General features: G+C 71.6%; 19 protein-coding genes. 14 read left to right on the forward strand and 5 right to left on the reverse strand.

Annotated features, from left to right (window positions below; all coding sequences use genetic code 11):
- Positions 1-325: 325 nt before the first annotated feature.
- From fabG to J5Y09_RS14635, 4 genes are all read right to left on the reverse strand, one after another.
- Positions 326-1066: a 3-oxoacyl-[acyl-carrier-protein] reductase gene (gene fabG, locus J5Y09_RS14625; RefSeq protein ID WP_209352539.1), complete on the reverse strand. Its 741-nt coding sequence runs from the start codon at positions 1064-1066 to the stop codon at positions 326-328.
- 14 nt (positions 1067-1080) lie between these two features.
- Complete coding sequence (locus J5Y09_RS14630; protein ID WP_342451486.1) at positions 1081-1509, reverse strand: GNAT family N-acetyltransferase; 429 nt, start codon at positions 1507-1509, stop codon at positions 1081-1083.
- Entirely contained in the window at positions 1506-2465 is a 960-nt protein-coding gene (gene fabD, locus J5Y09_RS24380; RefSeq protein WP_245217130.1) for an ACP S-malonyltransferase, read from the reverse strand. The genes J5Y09_RS14630 and fabD overlap by 4 nt, the downstream gene beginning before the upstream one ends.
- A 69-nt stretch (positions 2466-2534) precedes the next feature.
- Entirely contained in the window at positions 2535-3161 is a 627-nt protein-coding gene (locus tag J5Y09_RS14635; RefSeq protein WP_209352541.1) for a TetR/AcrR family transcriptional regulator, read from the reverse strand.
- A gap of 139 nt (positions 3162-3300) precedes the next feature.
- Between J5Y09_RS14635 and J5Y09_RS14640 the strand changes: the two genes are divergently transcribed.
- Complete coding sequence (locus J5Y09_RS14640) at positions 3301-3576, forward strand: hypothetical protein (protein ID WP_209352542.1); 276 nt, start codon at positions 3301-3303, stop codon at positions 3574-3576.
- Here J5Y09_RS14640 and J5Y09_RS14645 read toward each other — a convergent pair.
- The gene (locus tag J5Y09_RS14645) at positions 3569-4543 is read right to left on the reverse strand and encodes a Bug family tripartite tricarboxylate transporter substrate binding protein (protein ID WP_209352543.1); all 975 of its coding nucleotides are present in this window, start codon (positions 4541-4543) and stop codon (positions 3569-3571) included. The two genes, J5Y09_RS14640 and J5Y09_RS14645, sit on opposite strands and share 8 nt — an antisense overlap.
- Positions 4544-4796: 253 nt before the next feature.
- Here J5Y09_RS14645 and J5Y09_RS14650 point away from each other — a divergent pair, with 253 nt between their 5' ends.
- From J5Y09_RS14650 to J5Y09_RS14710, 13 genes are all read left to right on the forward strand, one after another.
- Positions 4797-5702 (forward strand): hypothetical protein, encoded by a 906-nt coding sequence (locus J5Y09_RS14650; RefSeq protein WP_209352544.1) that lies wholly within the window; start codon positions 4797-4799, stop codon positions 5700-5702.
- A gap of 218 nt (positions 5703-5920) precedes the next feature.
- Positions 5921-6763, forward strand: a complete 843-nt coding sequence (locus J5Y09_RS14655; RefSeq protein ID WP_209352545.1) for a hypothetical protein — start codon at positions 5921-5923, stop codon at positions 6761-6763.
- Positions 6764-6977: 214 nt separating this feature from the next.
- Positions 6978-7451, forward strand: coding sequence for a 30S ribosomal protein S6 (rpsF, locus tag J5Y09_RS14660; RefSeq protein WP_209352546.1), 474 nt, complete (start codon positions 6978-6980; stop codon positions 7449-7451).
- Positions 7452-7457: 6 nt separating this feature from the next.
- Positions 7458-7736 carry a 30S ribosomal protein S18 gene (gene rpsR, locus J5Y09_RS14665; protein ID WP_198374545.1) on the forward strand — a complete coding sequence of 93 codons (279 nt, stop codon included), beginning with the start codon at positions 7458-7460 and terminating at the stop codon, positions 7734-7736.
- 31 nt (positions 7737-7767) lie between these two features.
- Complete coding sequence (locus tag J5Y09_RS14670) at positions 7768-8661, forward strand: hypothetical protein (protein ID WP_209352547.1); 894 nt, start codon at positions 7768-7770, stop codon at positions 8659-8661.
- A complete protein-coding gene (gene rplI / locus J5Y09_RS14675; protein WP_209352548.1) occupies positions 8658-9227 on the forward strand; it encodes a 50S ribosomal protein L9 in 570 nt (189 codons plus the stop codon). Before J5Y09_RS14670 ends, rplI begins: the two co-directional genes overlap by 4 nt.
- A 94-nt stretch (positions 9228-9321) precedes the next feature.
- Positions 9322-10527 carry an SAM-dependent methyltransferase gene (locus tag J5Y09_RS14680; RefSeq protein ID WP_209352549.1) on the forward strand — a complete coding sequence of 402 codons (1206 nt, stop codon included), beginning with the start codon at positions 9322-9324 and terminating at the stop codon, positions 10525-10527.
- A gap of 88 nt (positions 10528-10615) precedes the next feature.
- Entirely contained in the window at positions 10616-12127 is a 1512-nt protein-coding gene (locus J5Y09_RS14685) for a replicative DNA helicase (protein ID WP_209352550.1), read from the forward strand.
- On the forward strand, positions 12120-13226 hold the full coding sequence (alr, locus tag J5Y09_RS14690; RefSeq protein ID WP_408904058.1) for an alanine racemase: 1107 nt from the start codon (positions 12120-12122) through the stop codon (positions 13224-13226). The genes J5Y09_RS14685 and alr overlap by 8 nt, the downstream gene beginning before the upstream one ends.
- 4 nt (positions 13227-13230) lie before the next feature.
- Positions 13231-14016: an MlaE family ABC transporter permease gene (locus tag J5Y09_RS14695; RefSeq protein WP_209352552.1), complete on the forward strand. Its 786-nt coding sequence runs from the start codon at positions 13231-13233 to the stop codon at positions 14014-14016.
- The gene (locus J5Y09_RS14700) at positions 14013-14789 is read left to right on the forward strand and encodes an ABC transporter ATP-binding protein (protein WP_209352553.1); all 777 of its coding nucleotides are present in this window, start codon (positions 14013-14015) and stop codon (positions 14787-14789) included. The genes J5Y09_RS14695 and J5Y09_RS14700 overlap by 4 nt, the downstream gene beginning before the upstream one ends.
- Positions 14790-15023: 234 nt before the next feature.
- Positions 15024-15218, forward strand: coding sequence for a hypothetical protein (locus J5Y09_RS14705; RefSeq protein ID WP_209352554.1), 195 nt, complete (start codon positions 15024-15026; stop codon positions 15216-15218).
- The gene (locus tag J5Y09_RS14710) at positions 15215-16606 is read left to right on the forward strand and encodes an amidase (RefSeq protein WP_209352555.1); all 1392 of its coding nucleotides are present in this window, start codon (positions 15215-15217) and stop codon (positions 16604-16606) included. The genes J5Y09_RS14705 and J5Y09_RS14710 overlap by 4 nt, the downstream gene beginning before the upstream one ends.
- Positions 16607-16668: the final 62 nt, after the last annotated feature.

The raw sequence follows: 16668 nt of genomic DNA on the forward strand, positions 1-16668 counted from the left end.
GCGACGCGACCGGGATTCATCCCGGTCGGTTCGCAGGCGACGGCGCGGGGCGCGTTCGACGGCATGGGTGACACACGTTCAGCCGATGGAGGGAGTTCCATCGAGGATGCGGCGGATAGGCGAAACCGTTGCGGCGATGCAAGCGGAATCGACGCCACGTGCGGCACCAACTGATGAACAAGGCGGATCGAGGCTCAGCCTCGATCCGGGAGCGCGAATGCGCGAACGCCCCCACCCCGCCAACTGCGCCGGGTGCGCCAGCGCACGGCGCGCAAGCCAAGCGGCCGGACGGCCGCGCCAGCGATTGAGGTCGGAAAACCTCTCCTCAGATCATCGCCATCCCGCCATTGACGTGCAGCGTCTGCCCCGTGACCCAGGCCGCCTCGTTCGAGGCGAGGTAGACCACCGCCGCCGCGATGTCCTCCGGCGTGCCCATGCGCTGCGTCGGGATGCGCGTCAGCAGTGCGGTCTTCTGCGCCTCGTTCAGCGCATCCGTCATCGCCGTCTTCACGAAGCCCGGGGCGACGACGTTCACCGTCACGCCGCGCGTCGCGACTTCCTGCGCGAGCGACTTCGACATCCCGATCAGACCGGCCTTGGCCGCGGCGTAGTTCGCCTGGCCCGCATTGCCGGTCACACCCACGATGGACGCGATCGAGACGATGCGCCCGTGGCGCTTCTTCATCATCCCGCGCAGGGCCGCGCGCGCGAGGCGGAAGGGCGCGGTCAGGTCCACTTCCAGCACCGCGTTCCAGTCGGCGTCGCCCATGCGGAGTGCGAGCATGTCGCGCGTGAAGCCGGCGTTGTTGACCAGGATGTCGAGCCCGCCGGCCTCGGCCTCGATCTTCTCCACCAGCGCGGCGGGTGCCGCGGGGTCGGACAGGTCGGCGGGGGCGACGATGACGCGCGCGCCGCCGAGCGCTTCGGCCACGCGGGCGAGTTCCGCTTCCCGCCGCCCGGTGATGGCGACGGTCGCACCCTGCGCGTGCAGCGCGGCGGCGATGGCTTCGCCGATGCCGCCCGTCGCACCCGTGACGAGCGCGGTCTTGCCGGTGAGGTCGAACATGGGGGTTTCTCCTGTCAGGCGCGGTCCAGGCGCTTGGCCATGGACCACCGCGTTTCGCCGGGCGGGCAATCCTCGATCGCGCCGGTCACCGAATAGCCCAGGCGCTCGTAGAAGCCGCGCGCCTGGAAGGAATAGGTGTCGAGCCGCGCGCCGATGCAGCCGCGCGCGCGGGCCTCGGCCTCGGCCATCGCCATCAGCCGCGCGCCCAGCCCCTGGCCGCGCGCCGCTTCTGGCACCACGAGGTTGTCGACGTAGAGCCACGACCATGACGTGACGCCGACCAGCCCGCCCTGCACCGCGCCATCCGCGCCGCGCAGCAGGATGGCGAGCGGCCGCCGTTCCCGCGCGAAGCCCTGCCCCGCGTTGAAGGCGACAAGGCTGTCCAGCACCGCCGCGGTCTCGGCGGGGGTGGGGGCGTCGGTCAGGTCGGGCGAAAGGCTCACAGGCCCTTCAGGAACGTCTCGACATCGGCCGGCGTGCCGATGGCCAGCGCGGTGGCCTCCGGCGCGTTGCGCTTCATCAGCCCGGTCAGCACCTTGCCGGCGCCGAGTTCGACGAAGCGGTCGCAGCCCATGGCGGCCATGGCCGCGATGCATTCGCGCCAGCGCACCGTGCCGGTCACCTGCTTCACCAGCAGGTCGCGGATCTCGTCGGGCGCCGTCGCCTTCGCCGCCGTCACGTTCGCGACCACGGGCACGAGCGGCGCGCGCAGCTCGGCCCCGGCGAGCGCCTCTGCCATCGCATCCGCCGCCGGCGCCATCAGCGCGCAATGGAAGGGGGCGGAGACGGGCAGCAGCATGGCGCGCTTCACGCCCGCTTCCTTCGCGATCTCGATCGCGCGCTCGACGGCCGCCTTTGCGCCGGAGATCACGACCTGCCCGCCGCCATTGTCGTTCGCGGCTTCGACGACTTCCGCCTTGCCGGTCTCGGGGTCGATCGCGGCCTTGGCGCAGATGTCGCGCGCGAGGTCGAGCTCGGCGCCGAGCAGCGCGGCCATCGCGCCGGTGCCGGACGGCGTCGCCTTCTGCATCGCCTCCCCGCGCAGGCGCAGCAGGCGCGCGGCGGTGGGGATGCCGAAGGCGCCCGCGGCGGTCAGCGCGCTGTACTCGCCGAGCGAATGGCCGGCCACCAGCGCGACGCGCTCGGCCAGGCGGAAGCCGCCCTCGGCTTCCAGCGCGCGCACCACGGCGAGCGAATGGGCCATCAGCGCGGGCTGGGTGTTGGCGGTGAGCGTCAGTTCCTCGGCCGGGCCTTCCCACATCAGCCTGGACAGCTTCTGGGAGAGCGCGTCGTCCACCTCCTGGAAGACGTGGCGGGCGGCGGGGAAGGCCTCGGCTAGGTCGCGGCCCATGCCGACGGCCTGGCTGCCCTGGCCGGGGAAGACGAACGCTGTTGCCATGGGTGGCGCGGTTCCGTGTGGTTGCTGGCGGCGTATGGGCGCGCGGGATGCGGCCCGCGGCCGCGCTTGTCAACCGGGCGGCGGGGCCAGCAGCAGCAGCATCCGGTCGAGGATGCGCCGGGCCACCGCCCCGGGCGCCTCGGCCGCGAACAGCGCGTCGCGGATGGCGAAGGTGTAGACGGCGAGGAAGATCTCCCCGACCTCCCCGGCCGGCAGGGGCCGGAACTCGCCGCGCGCCGCGCCGTCGGCCGCCACGCGGGCAACCAGGTCGAGGAAGGGCGCGATCTCGGCGCGGTTCTGCCGCTCCGTCTCCACCGGCCAGGCCCAGGAGAGCGCCTGCAGCGCGGCATAGAGGCGCGGCTTCTCGAGATCCATGGCGACGATGGTCGCGATCATGCGGCCGAGCCGCTCGGCGGCGGTACCATTGCTTTCGGCCGCGGCGCGGAACGCGTCGAACTGGGGCGCATTGTGGCGCTGGACAACGGCGTAGCAGAGCCCCGCCTTGCCGAGGAAATAGGCGTTGATGAGGGAGGGCGAGACGCCGGCGCGCGAGGCGATCTCGCTGACCGAGGCATTCTCGTAGCCCTGCTCGGCCAGGATCGTCTCGGCGGCGTCGAGCAGTCGGCGCATCGACTGTTCGCGCCGGCCGGGCAGGTCGGGAATGGCGGCGCGGCGGCGGCGGGGCGGGATGGTCATCGATTCGGACGGTGGCAGTGTTCCATAACTCATTCATTGAATGAATTCAATTATATTTTATTGGTAATGTTTGTCGAAACGTTTCAATGAAAGGCCACGATCATGGCGCTCCTGCCGCGATCGCATGGAGCCCGCCACGATGTTCGATCGCCTGCCTCAGGGTGCGAAGGACGAGGACGACCTCTGCCTCGGCGTCGCCTTCTGCATTTCCCTCGCCGAGGAACTCCGCCTCGTCGCCACCGAGGTCGACGCGCAGGGCACCGGGCTCGTCTGGCTCGTCGCCAAGCTCACGGCCGACCGGGACAACCTCCGCATCACCGAGGTGACCCGGCAGATCTGCAACGCGTTCCTCCGGCCCGGCGCGCAATCCGTCTGGGACCATGCGCGCGGGGACGGCAACGGGCGCGTCAGGTGAGCTGGATGCCTGCTTCCTGCACCACGCGCTTCCAGCGGGCGAGCTCGGTCGAGATCGTCCGCCCCAGCTCCTCCGGCGTGCTGGCATCGATGGTGAAGCCGGCCGCCGTCAGGCGCTGCGTCACTTCCGGCTGGCGCAACGCCGCGGTGATCGTCTCGTGCAGCCGGGCGATGGCCGGCGCCGGCGTGCCGGCGGGGGCGAGGAAGGCGGACCAGGAGGCCGAGACGACCTGCGGGAAGCCGGCCTCCTCCATGGTCGGGATCTCGGGCAGGGCGGCGAAGCGGCGCGGCAGGCAGATGGCGATGCCGCGCAGCGCGCCGGACGCCACATGCGGGCGGACGGTCGCGGCGTTCAGGATGGACGCCTGGCACTGGCCCTGGATCATGGCGGTGACGGCCGGCGCCCCGCCGGGGAAGGGCACATGCGTCGCCGTCGTGCCGGTCGCGCGCAGGAACAGCTCCATGCCCAGCTGCTCGGTCGAGCCCACCCCGCCCGAGGAATAGTTCACCCGCCCGTTCTCCCGCTTCAGCCAGTCGATCGTCTCGGCGACATTGCGCGCGGGGACGTCCTTGTGGACCACCAGCATGTTCGGGACCGTCATCGCCAGGGTGACGGGGGAAAAATCCTTCTCCGGGTCGTAGCCCGGGCGCTGCATCACCGCCGGGTTGATGGTCATGGTGCCGGACGCGGCGACGATCATGGTGTGCCCGTCCGCCGGCTGGGCGGCCACGTGCCGGGCGGCGATCGCGCCGGTAGCACCCGGCCGGTTCTCCACCACCACGGTCTGGCCCAGCGCCTGCTGCAGGTGGGGCGCGACCAGGCGGGCGACGATGTCGTTCGGCCCGCCGGCGGCGAAGGGGACGACAAGGGTGATGGTGCGCGACGGCGTCCAGGCCGCCTGCGCGCGGGCCAGGCGCGGCGCGCCGAGCGCGGCGATGGGCAGGATCAGGGCGCTGCGGCGGTACATGGCGGGCTCCCGGGGGCGCGTTCGTGGGGATACCGGGCCGATGACAGCATGAAGCGGGCCGGCGCGCATCCCATCGAATGGGGCGGGCGCTGGCTGGCATTGCATCGGTGCGCGGCCGCGACCGGTTGTTCGGATACCGCGAGGCGGCGCGCGTGGCGTTGGATCCGGGTCGCACGGGCGGCGGCGATTGGTGCTTGACGATGGGAACAAAATAGAAACGTATTCATTGCGCAACGGCTCACAGGAGGTCAGATTGGAAAATTCCGCGTCATCCGATGACGACCTTCGCAGCCTGATGCGCCGGCCCGAGTATCGCCGGCACGGCGCCGAAGGCGACCGGCTGCGTGAGCGGGTGAGCGCCGGCTACGCCGCGCGCTATCCTGGCCCTGGGCCGCGCGAAATCGCGAAGCGCCAGGGCGAGGCAATGGTGCATGTCCGCGCCCATCAGCGCCGTGGCGATGATGGCCGGCCGCACCCGGTGCGCGCCCATGACCGCGCCGCGCCGCCGGCTGGGACCGCACGCGCCCCGGCCGCGCCGCCACGGCTGGCGCCACGCCCTGCGGCGCCACCGCCGCCCGCCCGCCCGTCCGGCGCGATGCCGCCGCGTGCCTGGATCGGGCAGCCGAACCAGGAATGGCGCGAGCGGATCGCGCATGAGGAATCCCGGGAAAGTGCCGGGCGCGACCATGGGTATGGGGCTCGGAATGCCAGCGGTGCCTTGGGGCGGTATCAGTTGACGCCGATCGCGCTGCAGGAGGCGGGCTGGCAGAATGATCGCGGCGGCTGGCAGCCGCCAGCAACCTTTCCCGATGTCCGAAGCGACGCAGCCTTCCTGACGAATCCAGCTGCGCAGGCGGCCGCCCTCACGGAATGCCAGCGGAAGATCGAGGGACGCATGGTAAACAACGGCGTCATGGCCCGTCTGGGTCAGCAGATCCGCGCCTTCGACGGAACGCCAATCACTCTTTGCGAAGCGAACCTCGCGGCTGCCGGGCATCGTTACGGTGCCAACGGCGTCAGGATGTACCTGGAGCATCGTGACCGCGGTGCGACACTCGCCGCGGCAAGGAACGATAGCCAACGATACATGTTCAGGGTCATCGAAAATCGCCTGCGTCGCTTCGAAGACATGACATCCCATCAGCGTCTCCAGCCGTGAGGTGCGCGGTTCTTCTGGTTGTCGCGCTGCTCGCTTCGCCGGCCGTGTTCGCGAGCGACATGCACCTCCCCTGGCGCTTCATGGACCCCGTCGCGGCCGCTGCATTTCGTGGCCTCCGTGAGGAAGGCGGGCGTGCCCCGCACAGCGTCGCCTGGGACATTGTGCTCAACCACGATCCCGACGATCGGCAAGGGCGCGGTGCAGACGGCCGGAGAGCGATGAACTTCGACGCCGCCCGTGACCTGCTGACGATCACCGAGGACTTCAATGGCGATGGCCGTCCGGAGGTCATGCTGTTGTTCAACACTGCCGCGATATCCGGCAATTGGGGCGGTCTTTGGGGAGTTCTGATGGTGGAAGACGCGCCGGGGAGGTGGCGCGAGGCCTGCTCCATCGCGCATCGCGCCGCACCGTCCGTCGGACCGATCCGGCTCTCCGCCGCGCCGTTCAGGGGCTGGCGGAACTTCCGCACCGATATCGGCCGCCATGGATGGCGCCCCATGGCGGACGGATCAGGCCGCATGGAATGCGGCCCCTCCGACACGACGGTGGATCGACCGCTTCGGGGGCCGCATCGCTCCGCCCGCTGGGTGCCGTGGCGCGCCATCGACCCGCTCGCCGCCTCCGCCCTGCGCGACTTCCGCAACTCCCCCCACCCCATCGCCGACGCCATGGCGATCAACCATGAGGGCGATCGCATCGGCGTCGACCGCTCACCCGGCCGGCTGCGCAACTTCGATGCGTCGTCCGACCTGCTCTACGCCGTGCGCCGGCAGGGCCGCGGCTGGCTGGTCTTCATACTGTTCGACTGGCCGATGCTGCGGCCCGAGGGCGGAGCGCTGCCGGGCGTGGTCATGCTGTGGGATGGGCAGGAGGAGCGCGCCCGCATCGCCTGCACCATCCACGACCGCGGCGACCGCGGCGCCGGCGGCGGCGTGACGCTGCTCGATGCGCGCGGGGCGGGGCTGCCCGACTTCCGCACCAGCGCGGGCCGCTACGCCTGGCGGGTGGCGCCGGGCGGAGCCGGGCCGCCGGAATGCCACCTGGTCGGGCCGCGCTGACGCCGCGGCGCGCGCACGTCCCGCCCCCCCGCGCCCTTGCGCACGCCTCTTCGCATGCATCCTTGTGCGTAGCGTGACCCCCAAGCCCTTGCACCCGACCCCCCACCCGTGCTTTACGCCGCCCTCCCCTGCCGGGCGCGAGGCAAGCGCCCGGCTATGCCCGTTTGCGCGCCCCGTCCCGGGGCCAGGGCTGAGCCAGCCATAGGGAGATCACATGCCGCTCTACGAATGCGTGTTCATCGCGCGCAACGACGTCACCCAGCAACAGGTCGAGGCGATCGCCGAGCAGGTCGCGACCCTCATCGCCGAAGGCGGTGGCGAGGTGAAGAAGCGCGAGTACTGGGGCCTGCGCGGCCTCGCCTACAAGATCAAGAAGAACCGCAAGGGGCACTACATGCTCCTTGGCATCGAGGCGCCCGGCACGGCGCTGCCCGAGGTCGAGCGCCAGCTCGGCCTGAACGAGGACGTGCTGCGGACGCTCACCGTGCGCGTCGAGGCGATCGACGAGGCGCCGTCCGCCGTGCTGGCCAAGCGCGCCGACGACCGCGACCGCGACCGCGGCTTCCGCGGCCCGCGCCCGGCCGGCCGCTTCGGATCCGGCCGTGGCCGTGAACGCGGCGACGACCGCGAGGAATTCCGTGCCCGTCCGCGCGACGATATGGATGGCCCCGGCGGGGTCGAGGAGTAAGCCAGCATGTCCGACAGCACCGACCTGACGCCTGCCGCCCGCCGCCCCGCCGTCGGCGCGCGCCGCCCCTTCTACCGGCGCAAGAAGTCCTGCCCCTTCTCCGGGCCGCAGGCTCCGAAGATCGACTACAAGGACGTCCGCCTTCTCTCGCGCTTCCTGTCGGAGCGCGGGAAGATCGTGCCGTCCCGCATCACGGCCGTGTCCGGCAAGAAGCAGCGCGAGCTGGCCCAGGCCATCAAGCGCGCCCGCTTCCTGGCGCTGCTGCCCTACGTCATCAACGACTGAGGACGACGGGTCGGCCGCGATGCAGGGCGTGTTGAGCAATCCGCGATGGCTCGCGGCGGCGGCGGGGGGCCTCATGGCCGCCGTGCTGTCGCTGTGGGCGATGCGCGGGCTGCCGCTCGGCTTCGCCGCCTTCTGGCTGACCCCGCTTCCCCTCTTCGCCGCGGGCCTGGGCTTCGGCCCGGGGGCGGTGGCGGGGGCGGCGGGCCTTGCCGCGGTGATCCATGCCGCGGTCGCGGGCAGCCTGCCCATGGTGGTCTTCCTCGCCGCCTTCGCGGTGCCGACGGTGCTGATCGTCGTCACCGGCTTCCGCGGCGGGCGGATCGAACCCGGGCTGCCGCTCGCGATCCTCGGCCTGTGGCCGGCGATCGTCATCCTCGGCGCCGCCATCGGCTTCTCCGGCACGCCGGGGGGGCTCGACGGCGCGCTGCGGCAGGCGGTCGCGCAGGGCGTCCAGCGTATGGGCGGCAACGCCTCGGCGCTGCCGGTCAGCGACCTGACCCGCGTCATGGCCGCGGCGATGGGCTTCTGGGCGGCGGTCTCGCTCTCGGTCAACGGCACGGCGGCGCAATCCGCGCTGACGCGCTGGGGGCTGGCGCTGGCGCCGACGCCGCGCTGGAGCGAGGTGCGCCTTCCCGCCTGGTACCCGCCGCTGACGGGCGCCGCCGCGCTCGCCTGGCTGCTGGTGGGCGGGGAAGGCGACGCGGTGTCGCTCTCGGTCCTGCTGGTGCTGCTCCTGCCGGTCTTCCTGCAGGGCATCGCGGCGGTGCATCGCCGCTCGGCCGGGCGGCCGGGCCGCGCCTTCATGCTCGGCGTGTTCTACACCGGGCTCATCATCCTCAGCGTGCCGGCCGCGATCGCGGTGACGGCCTTCGGTTTCTACGAGCAATGGGGGCGGCGCACGAGCCCGCCCGGAGGCACGACATGATCGAACTCATCCTGATGCAGCGCGTCGACAAGCTCGGCCAGATGGGCGACCTGGTGAAGGTGCGCCCGGGCTATGCGCGCAACCACCTGATCCCTTCGGGCAAGGCGATCCGCGCGAGCAAGGACAACCTCGCGCGCTTCGAGCGCGAGCGGGCGCAGCTTGAGGCCCAGAACCTCAAGCGCCGCGAGGAAGCGGAGCGGATCGGCGAGCGCGTCGCCGGCCTGACCGTGACCATCATCCGCCAGGCGGGCGAGAGCGGCAGCCTCTACGGCTCCGTCTCCTCCCGCGACGTCGCGGAGGCCTGCTCGGCCGCCGGCCTGACCGTCGCGCGCGACCAGGTGCTGCTGGGCACGGCCATCAAGACCGTCGGCATGACCACCGTGAAGGTCGCGCTGCACCCGGAAGTCGCCATCCCGGTCCTGGTGAACGTCGCCCGTTCGCCCGAGGAAGCCGAGAAGCAGGCCCGCGGCGAGCGCGTGGAAGCCGAGGCGGAAGCCGAGGAAGCGAGCCTCGAGGCCGAGCTGGCCGCCGAGCTCGCCGCCGGCCAGGCCGACGCCGACCGCTGATCCGGACGGGGAATGGCCCGCCCCGGCGGGACATTCCCCTTCCCTTCTATATGCGTGATTTGCGATGCTTTCCCGGCAGGACCGGGAGGCTCGCATGCTCCTCGACCGCGCCTTCGGGCGGCTGATCCGCCACGGCACGCTCGCCGTACGGTATCCGGACGGCCAGATGCGCAGCTACGGCAGCGGCGAGCCCCGCGCCGGGATGCACATAGCCACGCGGCGCGCGCTCCGCGGCCTCACCTTCAACCCGGCCCTGGCCCTCGGCGAGGGCTACATGGCGGACGAGATCCGGCCGGAAGGCTGCGGGATCTTCGCCCTGCTCGACCTGCTCGTGCACAACCTGATGGCCGGCGGGACCCATCCGGCCGAACGGCTGATGGAATGGGTACGGCTGCTGCGCCGGCGGATCGACCAGCTGAACCCGGCCGGCCGCGCGCGACGCAACGTCGCGCACCACTACGACCTGAACGGGCGGCTCTACGCCTTATTCCTCGATAGGGACCGGCAGTATTCCTGCGCCTATTTCGCGACCGGGCGGGAGAGCCTGGAGGAAGCGCAGGCCGCCAAGAAGCGGCACGTCGCGGCGAAGCTGCTGCTCGACCGGCCGGGGCTCGAGGTGCTGGACATCGGCTGCGGCTGGGGCGGGCTCGCGCTGAGCCTGGCGCGGGACCACGGGGCGCGCGTCACCGGCATCACGCTCTCCGAGGAACAGCTCGCCGTGGCGCGGCAGCGGGCGGACGAAGCGGGGCTGGCCGACCGCGTGACCTTCGAGCTGATGGACTACCGCGCCTGGACGCGGCCGATGGACCGCGTGGTCTCGATCGGCATGTTCGAGCATGTCGGCATCGACCACTACCGCCGCTTCTTCGCCGCGGTGCGCGGCGCGCTGCGGGAGGACGGGGTCGCGCTGGTGCATGCCATCGGGCGTTCGGACGGGCCGGGCAGCACCAATCCCTGGCTCGCGAAATACATCTTCCCCGGCGGCTATTCGCCGGCGCTGTCGGAAGTGCTGCCGGCGATCGAGAAATCCGGGCTGTGGCTGACGGACCTCGAGGTGCTGCGGATGCACTACGCCGAGACCATCGCACATTGGCGCGCGCGCTTCGCCGGCAACCGCGACGCCATCGCGGCGATGACGGACGAACGCTTCTGCCGGATGTTCGAGTTCTACCTGGCGGGCGCGGAGCTTTCATTCCGCCACATGGGCCACATGGTCTGGCAGGCGCAGCTGGCGCGGCGGCAGGACGCTGTGCCGCTGGCGCGCGACTACATCCACCGCGCGGAGCACGCTGCGGCCTGACGGCGCGGGGCGAACGAAGTTGCTCCATCCCCCTTATCCACCCGATCCACAGGGGGCGTGACTCGCGCGGGCGGGCTAGAGTGGGCCCATGAATGAAATCGATCCCGCGGGCGGGTCCATCCTCGGCCTCTCGCAGCGCCTGCCGCCGTCGAACCTCGCGGCGGAACAGGCGCTGCTCGGTGCGCTGTTGGCCAACAACAAGGCCTATGAGCGCGTCTCGGAATTCCTCGCCCCCGAGCATTTCGCCGACCCGATCCATGGCCGCATCTTCCAGGCGATCCAGCGGCGCGTGGAAGCCGGGCAGCTCGCCGACGTCGTCACGCTGCGCGCGGAATTCGAGCATTCCGGCCTGCTCGAGGAAGTGGGCGGGCCGGCCTATCTCGCGCAGTTGCTCTCGGCCATGGTCGGCATCATCAATGCCGGCGAATACGGCCGCGTCATCCACGATGCCTGGCTGCGGCGGCAGCTGATCGACCTGGGCGAGGTGGTGGTCAACCGAGCCTTCGGCGCCGATCCGGAACTCGATGCCGGGCAGCAGGTGGAAGCGGCCGAACAGGCGCTGTTCGACCTTTCGAAGGACGGCGTGGCGGGCGAAGGCGGGCCGGTCACCTTCGACCGCGCGCTGACCATCGCGGTCGAGCACGCCGCGCGCGCCTTCTCGACGCCTGGCGGCGTGTCGGGCCTGTCGACGGGCCTGCGCGACCTCGACGCCAAGATGGGCGGGCTGCATCCGTCCGACCTGCTGATCGTCGCGGGGCGGCCGGGCATGGGCAAGACCGCGCTGGCCACCAAGATCGGCTTCGGCGCAGCGAAATCCATCCTGCGGGAAGCGCGGGAGAAGGACCCGAACGCCGTCCCGCGCGGCGGCGTGGCGATCTTCTCGCTGGAAATGAGCGCGGACCAGCTCGCGACGCGACTGCTGTCGGAGGAAGCGCGCATCTCCGGCGACCGCATCCGCCGCGGCGAGATCGGCCAGCGCGACTTCGACCGCTTCGTCGAGGTCAGCCGCGAGATGGCCGCGGTGCCGATCTTCATCGACGACACGCCGGCGATCACGATTTCCGCGCTGCGGACGCGCTGCCGGCGGCTCAAGCGCACGCGGGGGCTCAACCTCGTCATCGTCGACTACCTGCAGCTGATGCGGCCCGCCGCCGGCACGCGGCCGGAGAACCGCGTGCTGGAAATCTCGATGATCACGCAGGGGCTGAAGGCGATCGCGAAGGAGTTGTCGGTGCCCGTCATCGCGCTCTCGCAGCTCTCGCGCGCGGTCGAGAGCCGGGAGGACAAGCGGCCGCAGCTGTCGGACCTGCGTGAATCGGGTTCGATCGAGCAGGACGCCGACGTCGTGATGTTCGTCTATCGCGACGACTACTACCTCGCGCAGCGCGCGCCCAAGGAACTGGCCTTCGACAACCCCGACAAGTTCCACGAGGCCGTGGACAAGTGGCAGAAGGACATGGAGATGGCGCACAACAAGGCGGAACTGATCGTCGCCAAGCAGCGCCACGGCCCGACCGGCACCATCAAGCTGTTCTTCGAGGCCGAGTTCACCCGCTTCGGCGACCTCGACACCGTGCATGACGAGGACCAGCGTGGCTGAGGCGCGAGGCGCCGCGCCGCTGTACGGTCAGCCGCTGCTGACCATCGATCTCGGCGCGATCGCGGCGAACTGGCGCGACCTTGCCGCGCGCGGCGCGCCGGGCGCGGTCGCGGGGGTGGTGAAGGCGGATGCCTACGGGCTCGGCGTCGCCGCGGTGGCGCCGGCGCTGCGCGCGGCGGGCTGCCGGCACTTCTTCGTCGCCTGCCTGACCGAAGGGCTCGCGCTGCGCGGCATCCTCGGCCCCGGGCCGATGATCGCGGTGCTGGAAGGCTTCCCGCCCGGCGCGGATGGCGACGCGGCGCTGGTGCCGGTGCTGAATTCGCTCGATGAGGTCGCGGCGCAGGCGGCCGCGGCGCGCGCGGCGGGCGTGGCGCGGCGGGCGATCCTGCACATCGACACGGGGATGGCGCGGCTCGGGCTCGATGCGGGCGAACTCGCCCGGCTGTCGGCCGACCACGGCATGCTGGCGGGTCTCGACCTGCTGTATGTGATGACGCACCTGGCCTGCGCGGACGAGCCGGAGCACCCGCTGAACGCCGAGCAGGCGGCGCGCTTCGCGACGGCCTGCGCGGGGCTGCCGGCCTGCCGGCGCTCGCTGGCCAATTCCTCGGGCATGTTCCTCGGCGCCGGCTTCGCCTCGGACCTCGCGCGGCCGGGCTGCGCGCTGTACGGCGTGAACCCGACGCCGGGCACGGCGAACCTGATGCGGCAGGCTGTGCGGCTCGCCGCCCCCGTGCTGCAGGTGCGGGAGATCCCGGCGGGGGCGACGGTCGGCTACGGCGCCTCCTGGACCGCGTCGCGTCCTTCCAGGATCGCGACGGTTGCGGCGGGCTACGCGGATGGCTACCTGAGAAGCCTCTCGGGCCGTGCCTCGGCGGATTTCCGCGGCCGGCCCATCCCCCTCGTGGCACGGGTGTCCATGGACCTGACGACCTTCGACGTGACCGACCATCCGGACATCGTCCCGGGCGAGAGCCTGGTGCTGATCGGCGGCGAAGGCTGTACGCCGGACGAGGTGGCGGCGCGGGCGGGCACCATCGGCTACGAGATCCTCACCTCCCTCGGCGCGCGCTACGCCCGCAGCTACGTCGGGGGCTGAGCGGTTGGACCTGCTGCTGAATCCCGTCGCGGCGATCGGGCGTGCCGTGATGGGCGCCTGCCGGACGGTCGGCGCCGTCGCGCTCTTCGCGCTCGAGGGCATCTCCCACCTGCTGCGGCCGCCCTTCTACGGCCGGCTCTTCGTGAAGCACCTGGCCGAGATCGCCTATTTCTCGCTGCCCGTGGTGGCGCTGACCGCGGTCTTCACCGGCATGGTGCTCGCGCTGCAATCCTATACCGGCTTCGCGCGATTCAACGCGGAAGGCGCGGTCGCGAACGTCGTGGTGCTGTCCATCACGCGCGAACTGGGGCCCGTGCTGGCGGGGCTGATGGTGGCCGGGCGCATCGGCGCCGCCTTCGCGGCCGAGATCGGCACCATGCGCGTGACCGACCAGATCGACGCGCTGACGACGCTGTCCACCAACCCGATGAAGTACCTGGTGGCGCCGCGGCTGCTCGCCGGCGTCGTGGCCCTGCCCTTCCTGGTGGTGATCGCCGACATCCTCGGCGTGATGGGCGGCTGGCTGATCGGCACGACCAAGCTCGGCTTCGGCTCGGCCGGCTACCTCAAGGCGACGCTCGACTTCCTCGAGGTGATGGACGTCGTCTCGGGCCTGGTGAAGGCGGCCGTCTTCGGCTTCGTCATCACGCTGATGGGCTGCTGGTGCGGCTACCAGTCCAGGGGCGGCGCGCAGGGCGTGGGTGCCGCGACGACCACGGCGGTGGTCTCGGCCTCCATCCTCATCCTCGCGCTCGACTACGTGCTGACCGAGATGTTCTTCGCCCGATGACCGCACCGCGCCCGAAGATCCGCCTGCGCGGCCTGTCCAAGGCCTTCGGCGAGAAGAAGGTGCTGGACGGCGTGGACCTCGACATCCGCGCCGGGCACGGGATGGTCATCCTGGGCGGCTCCGGATCCGGCAAGTCGGTGACGATCAAGTGCATCCTGGGCCTGATCACGCCCGATGCCGGCAGCATCGAGGTCGATGGCCAGGACGTGCTCGCCATGCCGCGGCGGGAGAGGGAGGCGCTGGCCGACCGCATCGGCATGCTGTTCCAGAACGGCGCGCTGTTCGACAGCCTGCCGGTCTGGGAAAACGTGTGCTTCAAGCTGCTGGCGCAGAAGCGCATCACGCGCGCCAAGGCGCGCGACAAGGCGGCGGAGGTGCTGGCGCAGGTCGGCCTCGCCGCATCGGTCGGCGATCTCTCGCCCGCCGAGCTGTCGGGCGGGATGCAGAAGCGCGTGGGCCTCGCCCGCGCCATCGCCGCCGAGCCCGACATCATCTTCTTCGACGAGCCGACCACCGGCCTCGACCCCATCATGGGCGCGGTGATCGACGGGCTGATCGTGGACGTGGTGAAGCGCCTGGGTGCCACCGCCGTCAGCATCACGCACGACATGGCGAGCGCGCGGCGCATCGGCGACGACGCGGCCATGCTGCACAAGGGCCGCATCGTCTGGACGGGCCCCGCCGCGACGCTGGGCGAGACCGGCAACCCCATGGTCGACCAGTTCGCGCGCGGGAAGCGCGAGGGCCCGATCCAGATGGAGTTGCGGCGGTAGACGAGGGGGCGCTGCCCCCTCGCGCTCCCCCGCCAAAGGCCGAAGGGCCTTTGGAAACCAAGACCGCGCGACCCGCCACGGTCAGGGCCAGAGAATTGGTGTCCAGAGGCCTTTCGGCCTCTGGCGGGGAGGGTCCGGGAGGGGCGGCGCCCCTCCCTTGACCCGCGTGCGCGCACGCGCATCCTGCCCGCGGGAGAACGACGCCGCGCGGCCATCGCCAGCCGGAGCCGCCGCATGCCTGTTCCCGACCCCGAGACCGAATTCGACATCGCCCTCGCCCGCGCCGGGCTGACGCTGCCGCCCGACCGCCGCGCGCCGATGTTCGAGGCCTTCCTCGCCTGGCGCACGCTGCGCGCGGCACTCGACGAGCCGATCCCGGTCACGACGGAGCCCGCCTTCGGCCTGATCCAACCCGGAGCGCGGCGATGAGCGCGCATGTCCCCTCGCTCGCCGAGGCATCGCGCGGCATCGCGGACGGCACGCTGTCCCCCGTCGCGCTGACCGAGCAGGCGCTGGCGCGCATCGCCGCGCTCGACCCGGTTCTGAACGCCTTCATCGAGGTGACGGGCCCGCGCGCCCGCGCGGCGGCCGCGCAGGCCGAGGCCGAGATCAAGGCGGGCCGGCGCCGTGGCCCGCTGCACGGCATCCCCTATGCGCTCAAGGACATCTACGACGCGGCGGGGCTGCGCACGACCTGCCATTCGCGCCAGTTGCTCCAGAACATGGCGAGCGAGGACGCGGAGACGACGGCGCGGCTGGAAGCGGCGGGGATGGTGCTGCTCGGAAAGCTCTCGACCCATGAATTCGCCCGAGGCGGGCCGACGGACTCCCTGCCCTTCCCCAACGCCAAGAACCCCTGGGATGTGGCGCGCTTCGCCGGCGGTTCCTCCTCCGGTTCCGGGGCGGCGGTCGCCTCGGGGATGGTCGCGATGGCGATGGGCAGCGACACCGGCGGGTCGATCCGGCTGCCGGCGTCGTATTGCGGCATCGTGGGCCTCAAGGCGACCTATGGGCGGATCAGCCGGCGCGGGGTGTTTCCGCTCTCATTCACGCTCGACCACGCGGGCCCGCTGACGCGCACGGTCGAGGATTGCGCCATGGCGATGCAGGTGCTGGCCGGGCACGACCCGCTCGACCCGGGTTCGGCCGATGCGCCGGTGCCGGACTATCTCGCCGCGCTGGGCGGGGGCATCGCCGGCCTGACCATCGGCCGCGCGCGCGAATTCGACGTCGAATCCGGCGTGGATGCCGAGACGATGGCGGCCCTCGACGCCGCGACGGAGGTGCTGCGCCGCCTGGGTGCGACGGTGGTCGAGGTGACGCTGCCCGCGCGCCTGCGCACGGATGCGGTGACGCAGGCGATCCTGCTCGCCGAGGGCTTCGCCATCCACGCCCCCTGGCTGCGGGAAAAGCCGGAGCTGTACGGCCGCGTGACGCGGGAGAGGCTGATGATGGGCGCCTTCGTCTCCGGCGCCGAATATGTCCAGGCGCAGCGCCTGCGCCGCGTGCTGACGGCGGAACTGGACGAGGTGCTTTCGCGTTGCGACGCGATCCTGTGCGCCGGCACGACCTCCGCCGCGCCGCTGCTGGCGGAGGTGGACGAAGGGCCGTTCCGCAAGTCCCACCCCATCACCTCCCCCTTCAACGCGACGGGGCATCCGGCGATCGCCATGCCCTGCGGGCTGGCGGCGAACGGCATGCCGCTGTCGCTGTCCTTCGTCGGACGATCCTTCGACGAGGCGATGCTGCTGCGCGTCTCCCACGCCTATGAGATGGCGGCGGGCTGGCGCGACATCCGCCCGCCGCTGGAGGCTTGACCCCACCGGCCGGGCGGCGCGACGCTTTTGCCCGCGAAGCCCGGCCGCCCCGGCGGACCCGG

Origin of the sequence: Roseomonas nitratireducens, from assembly GCF_017813355.1 — a bacterium.
In the GTDB taxonomy this organism is placed as follows: domain Bacteria; phylum Pseudomonadota; class Alphaproteobacteria; order Acetobacterales; family Acetobacteraceae; genus Neoroseomonas; species Neoroseomonas nitratireducens.

Bases quoted from the DNA above. Each gene is read 5' to 3' on its own strand.
- fabG (WP_209352539.1), bottom strand. From the start codon at position 1,066: ATGTTCGACCTCACCGGCAAGACCGCGCTCGTCACGGGTGCGACGGGC.
- fabD (WP_245217130.1), bottom strand. From the start codon at position 2,465: ATGGCAACAGCGTTCGTCTTCCCCGGCCAGGGCAGCCAGGCCGTCGGC.
- J5Y09_RS14635 (WP_209352541.1), bottom strand. From the start codon at position 3,161: ATGACCATCCCGCCCCGCCGCCGCCGCGCCGCCATTCCCGACCTGCCC.
- J5Y09_RS14640 (WP_209352542.1), top strand. From the start codon at position 3,301: ATGTTCGATCGCCTGCCTCAGGGTGCGAAGGACGAGGACGACCTCTGC.
- J5Y09_RS14645 (WP_209352543.1), bottom strand. From the start codon at position 4,543: ATGTACCGCCGCAGCGCCCTGATCCTGCCCATCGCCGCGCTCGGCGCG.
- J5Y09_RS14655 (WP_209352545.1), top strand. From the start codon at position 5,921: ATGAACTTCGACGCCGCCCGTGACCTGCTGACGATCACCGAGGACTTC.
- rpsF (WP_209352546.1), top strand. From the start codon at position 6,978: ATGCCGCTCTACGAATGCGTGTTCATCGCGCGCAACGACGTCACCCAG.
- rpsR (WP_198374545.1), top strand. From the start codon at position 7,458: ATGTCCGACAGCACCGACCTGACGCCTGCCGCCCGCCGCCCCGCCGTC.
- rplI (WP_209352548.1), top strand. From the start codon at position 8,658: ATGATCGAACTCATCCTGATGCAGCGCGTCGACAAGCTCGGCCAGATG.
- J5Y09_RS14680 (WP_209352549.1), top strand. From the start codon at position 9,322: ATGCTCCTCGACCGCGCCTTCGGGCGGCTGATCCGCCACGGCACGCTC.
- J5Y09_RS14685 (WP_209352550.1), top strand. From the start codon at position 10,616: ATGAATGAAATCGATCCCGCGGGCGGGTCCATCCTCGGCCTCTCGCAG.
- J5Y09_RS14700 (WP_209352553.1), top strand. From the start codon at position 14,013: ATGACCGCACCGCGCCCGAAGATCCGCCTGCGCGGCCTGTCCAAGGCC.
- J5Y09_RS14705 (WP_209352554.1), top strand. From the start codon at position 15,024: ATGCCTGTTCCCGACCCCGAGACCGAATTCGACATCGCCCTCGCCCGC.
- J5Y09_RS14710 (WP_209352555.1), top strand. From the start codon at position 15,215: ATGAGCGCGCATGTCCCCTCGCTCGCCGAGGCATCGCGCGGCATCGCG.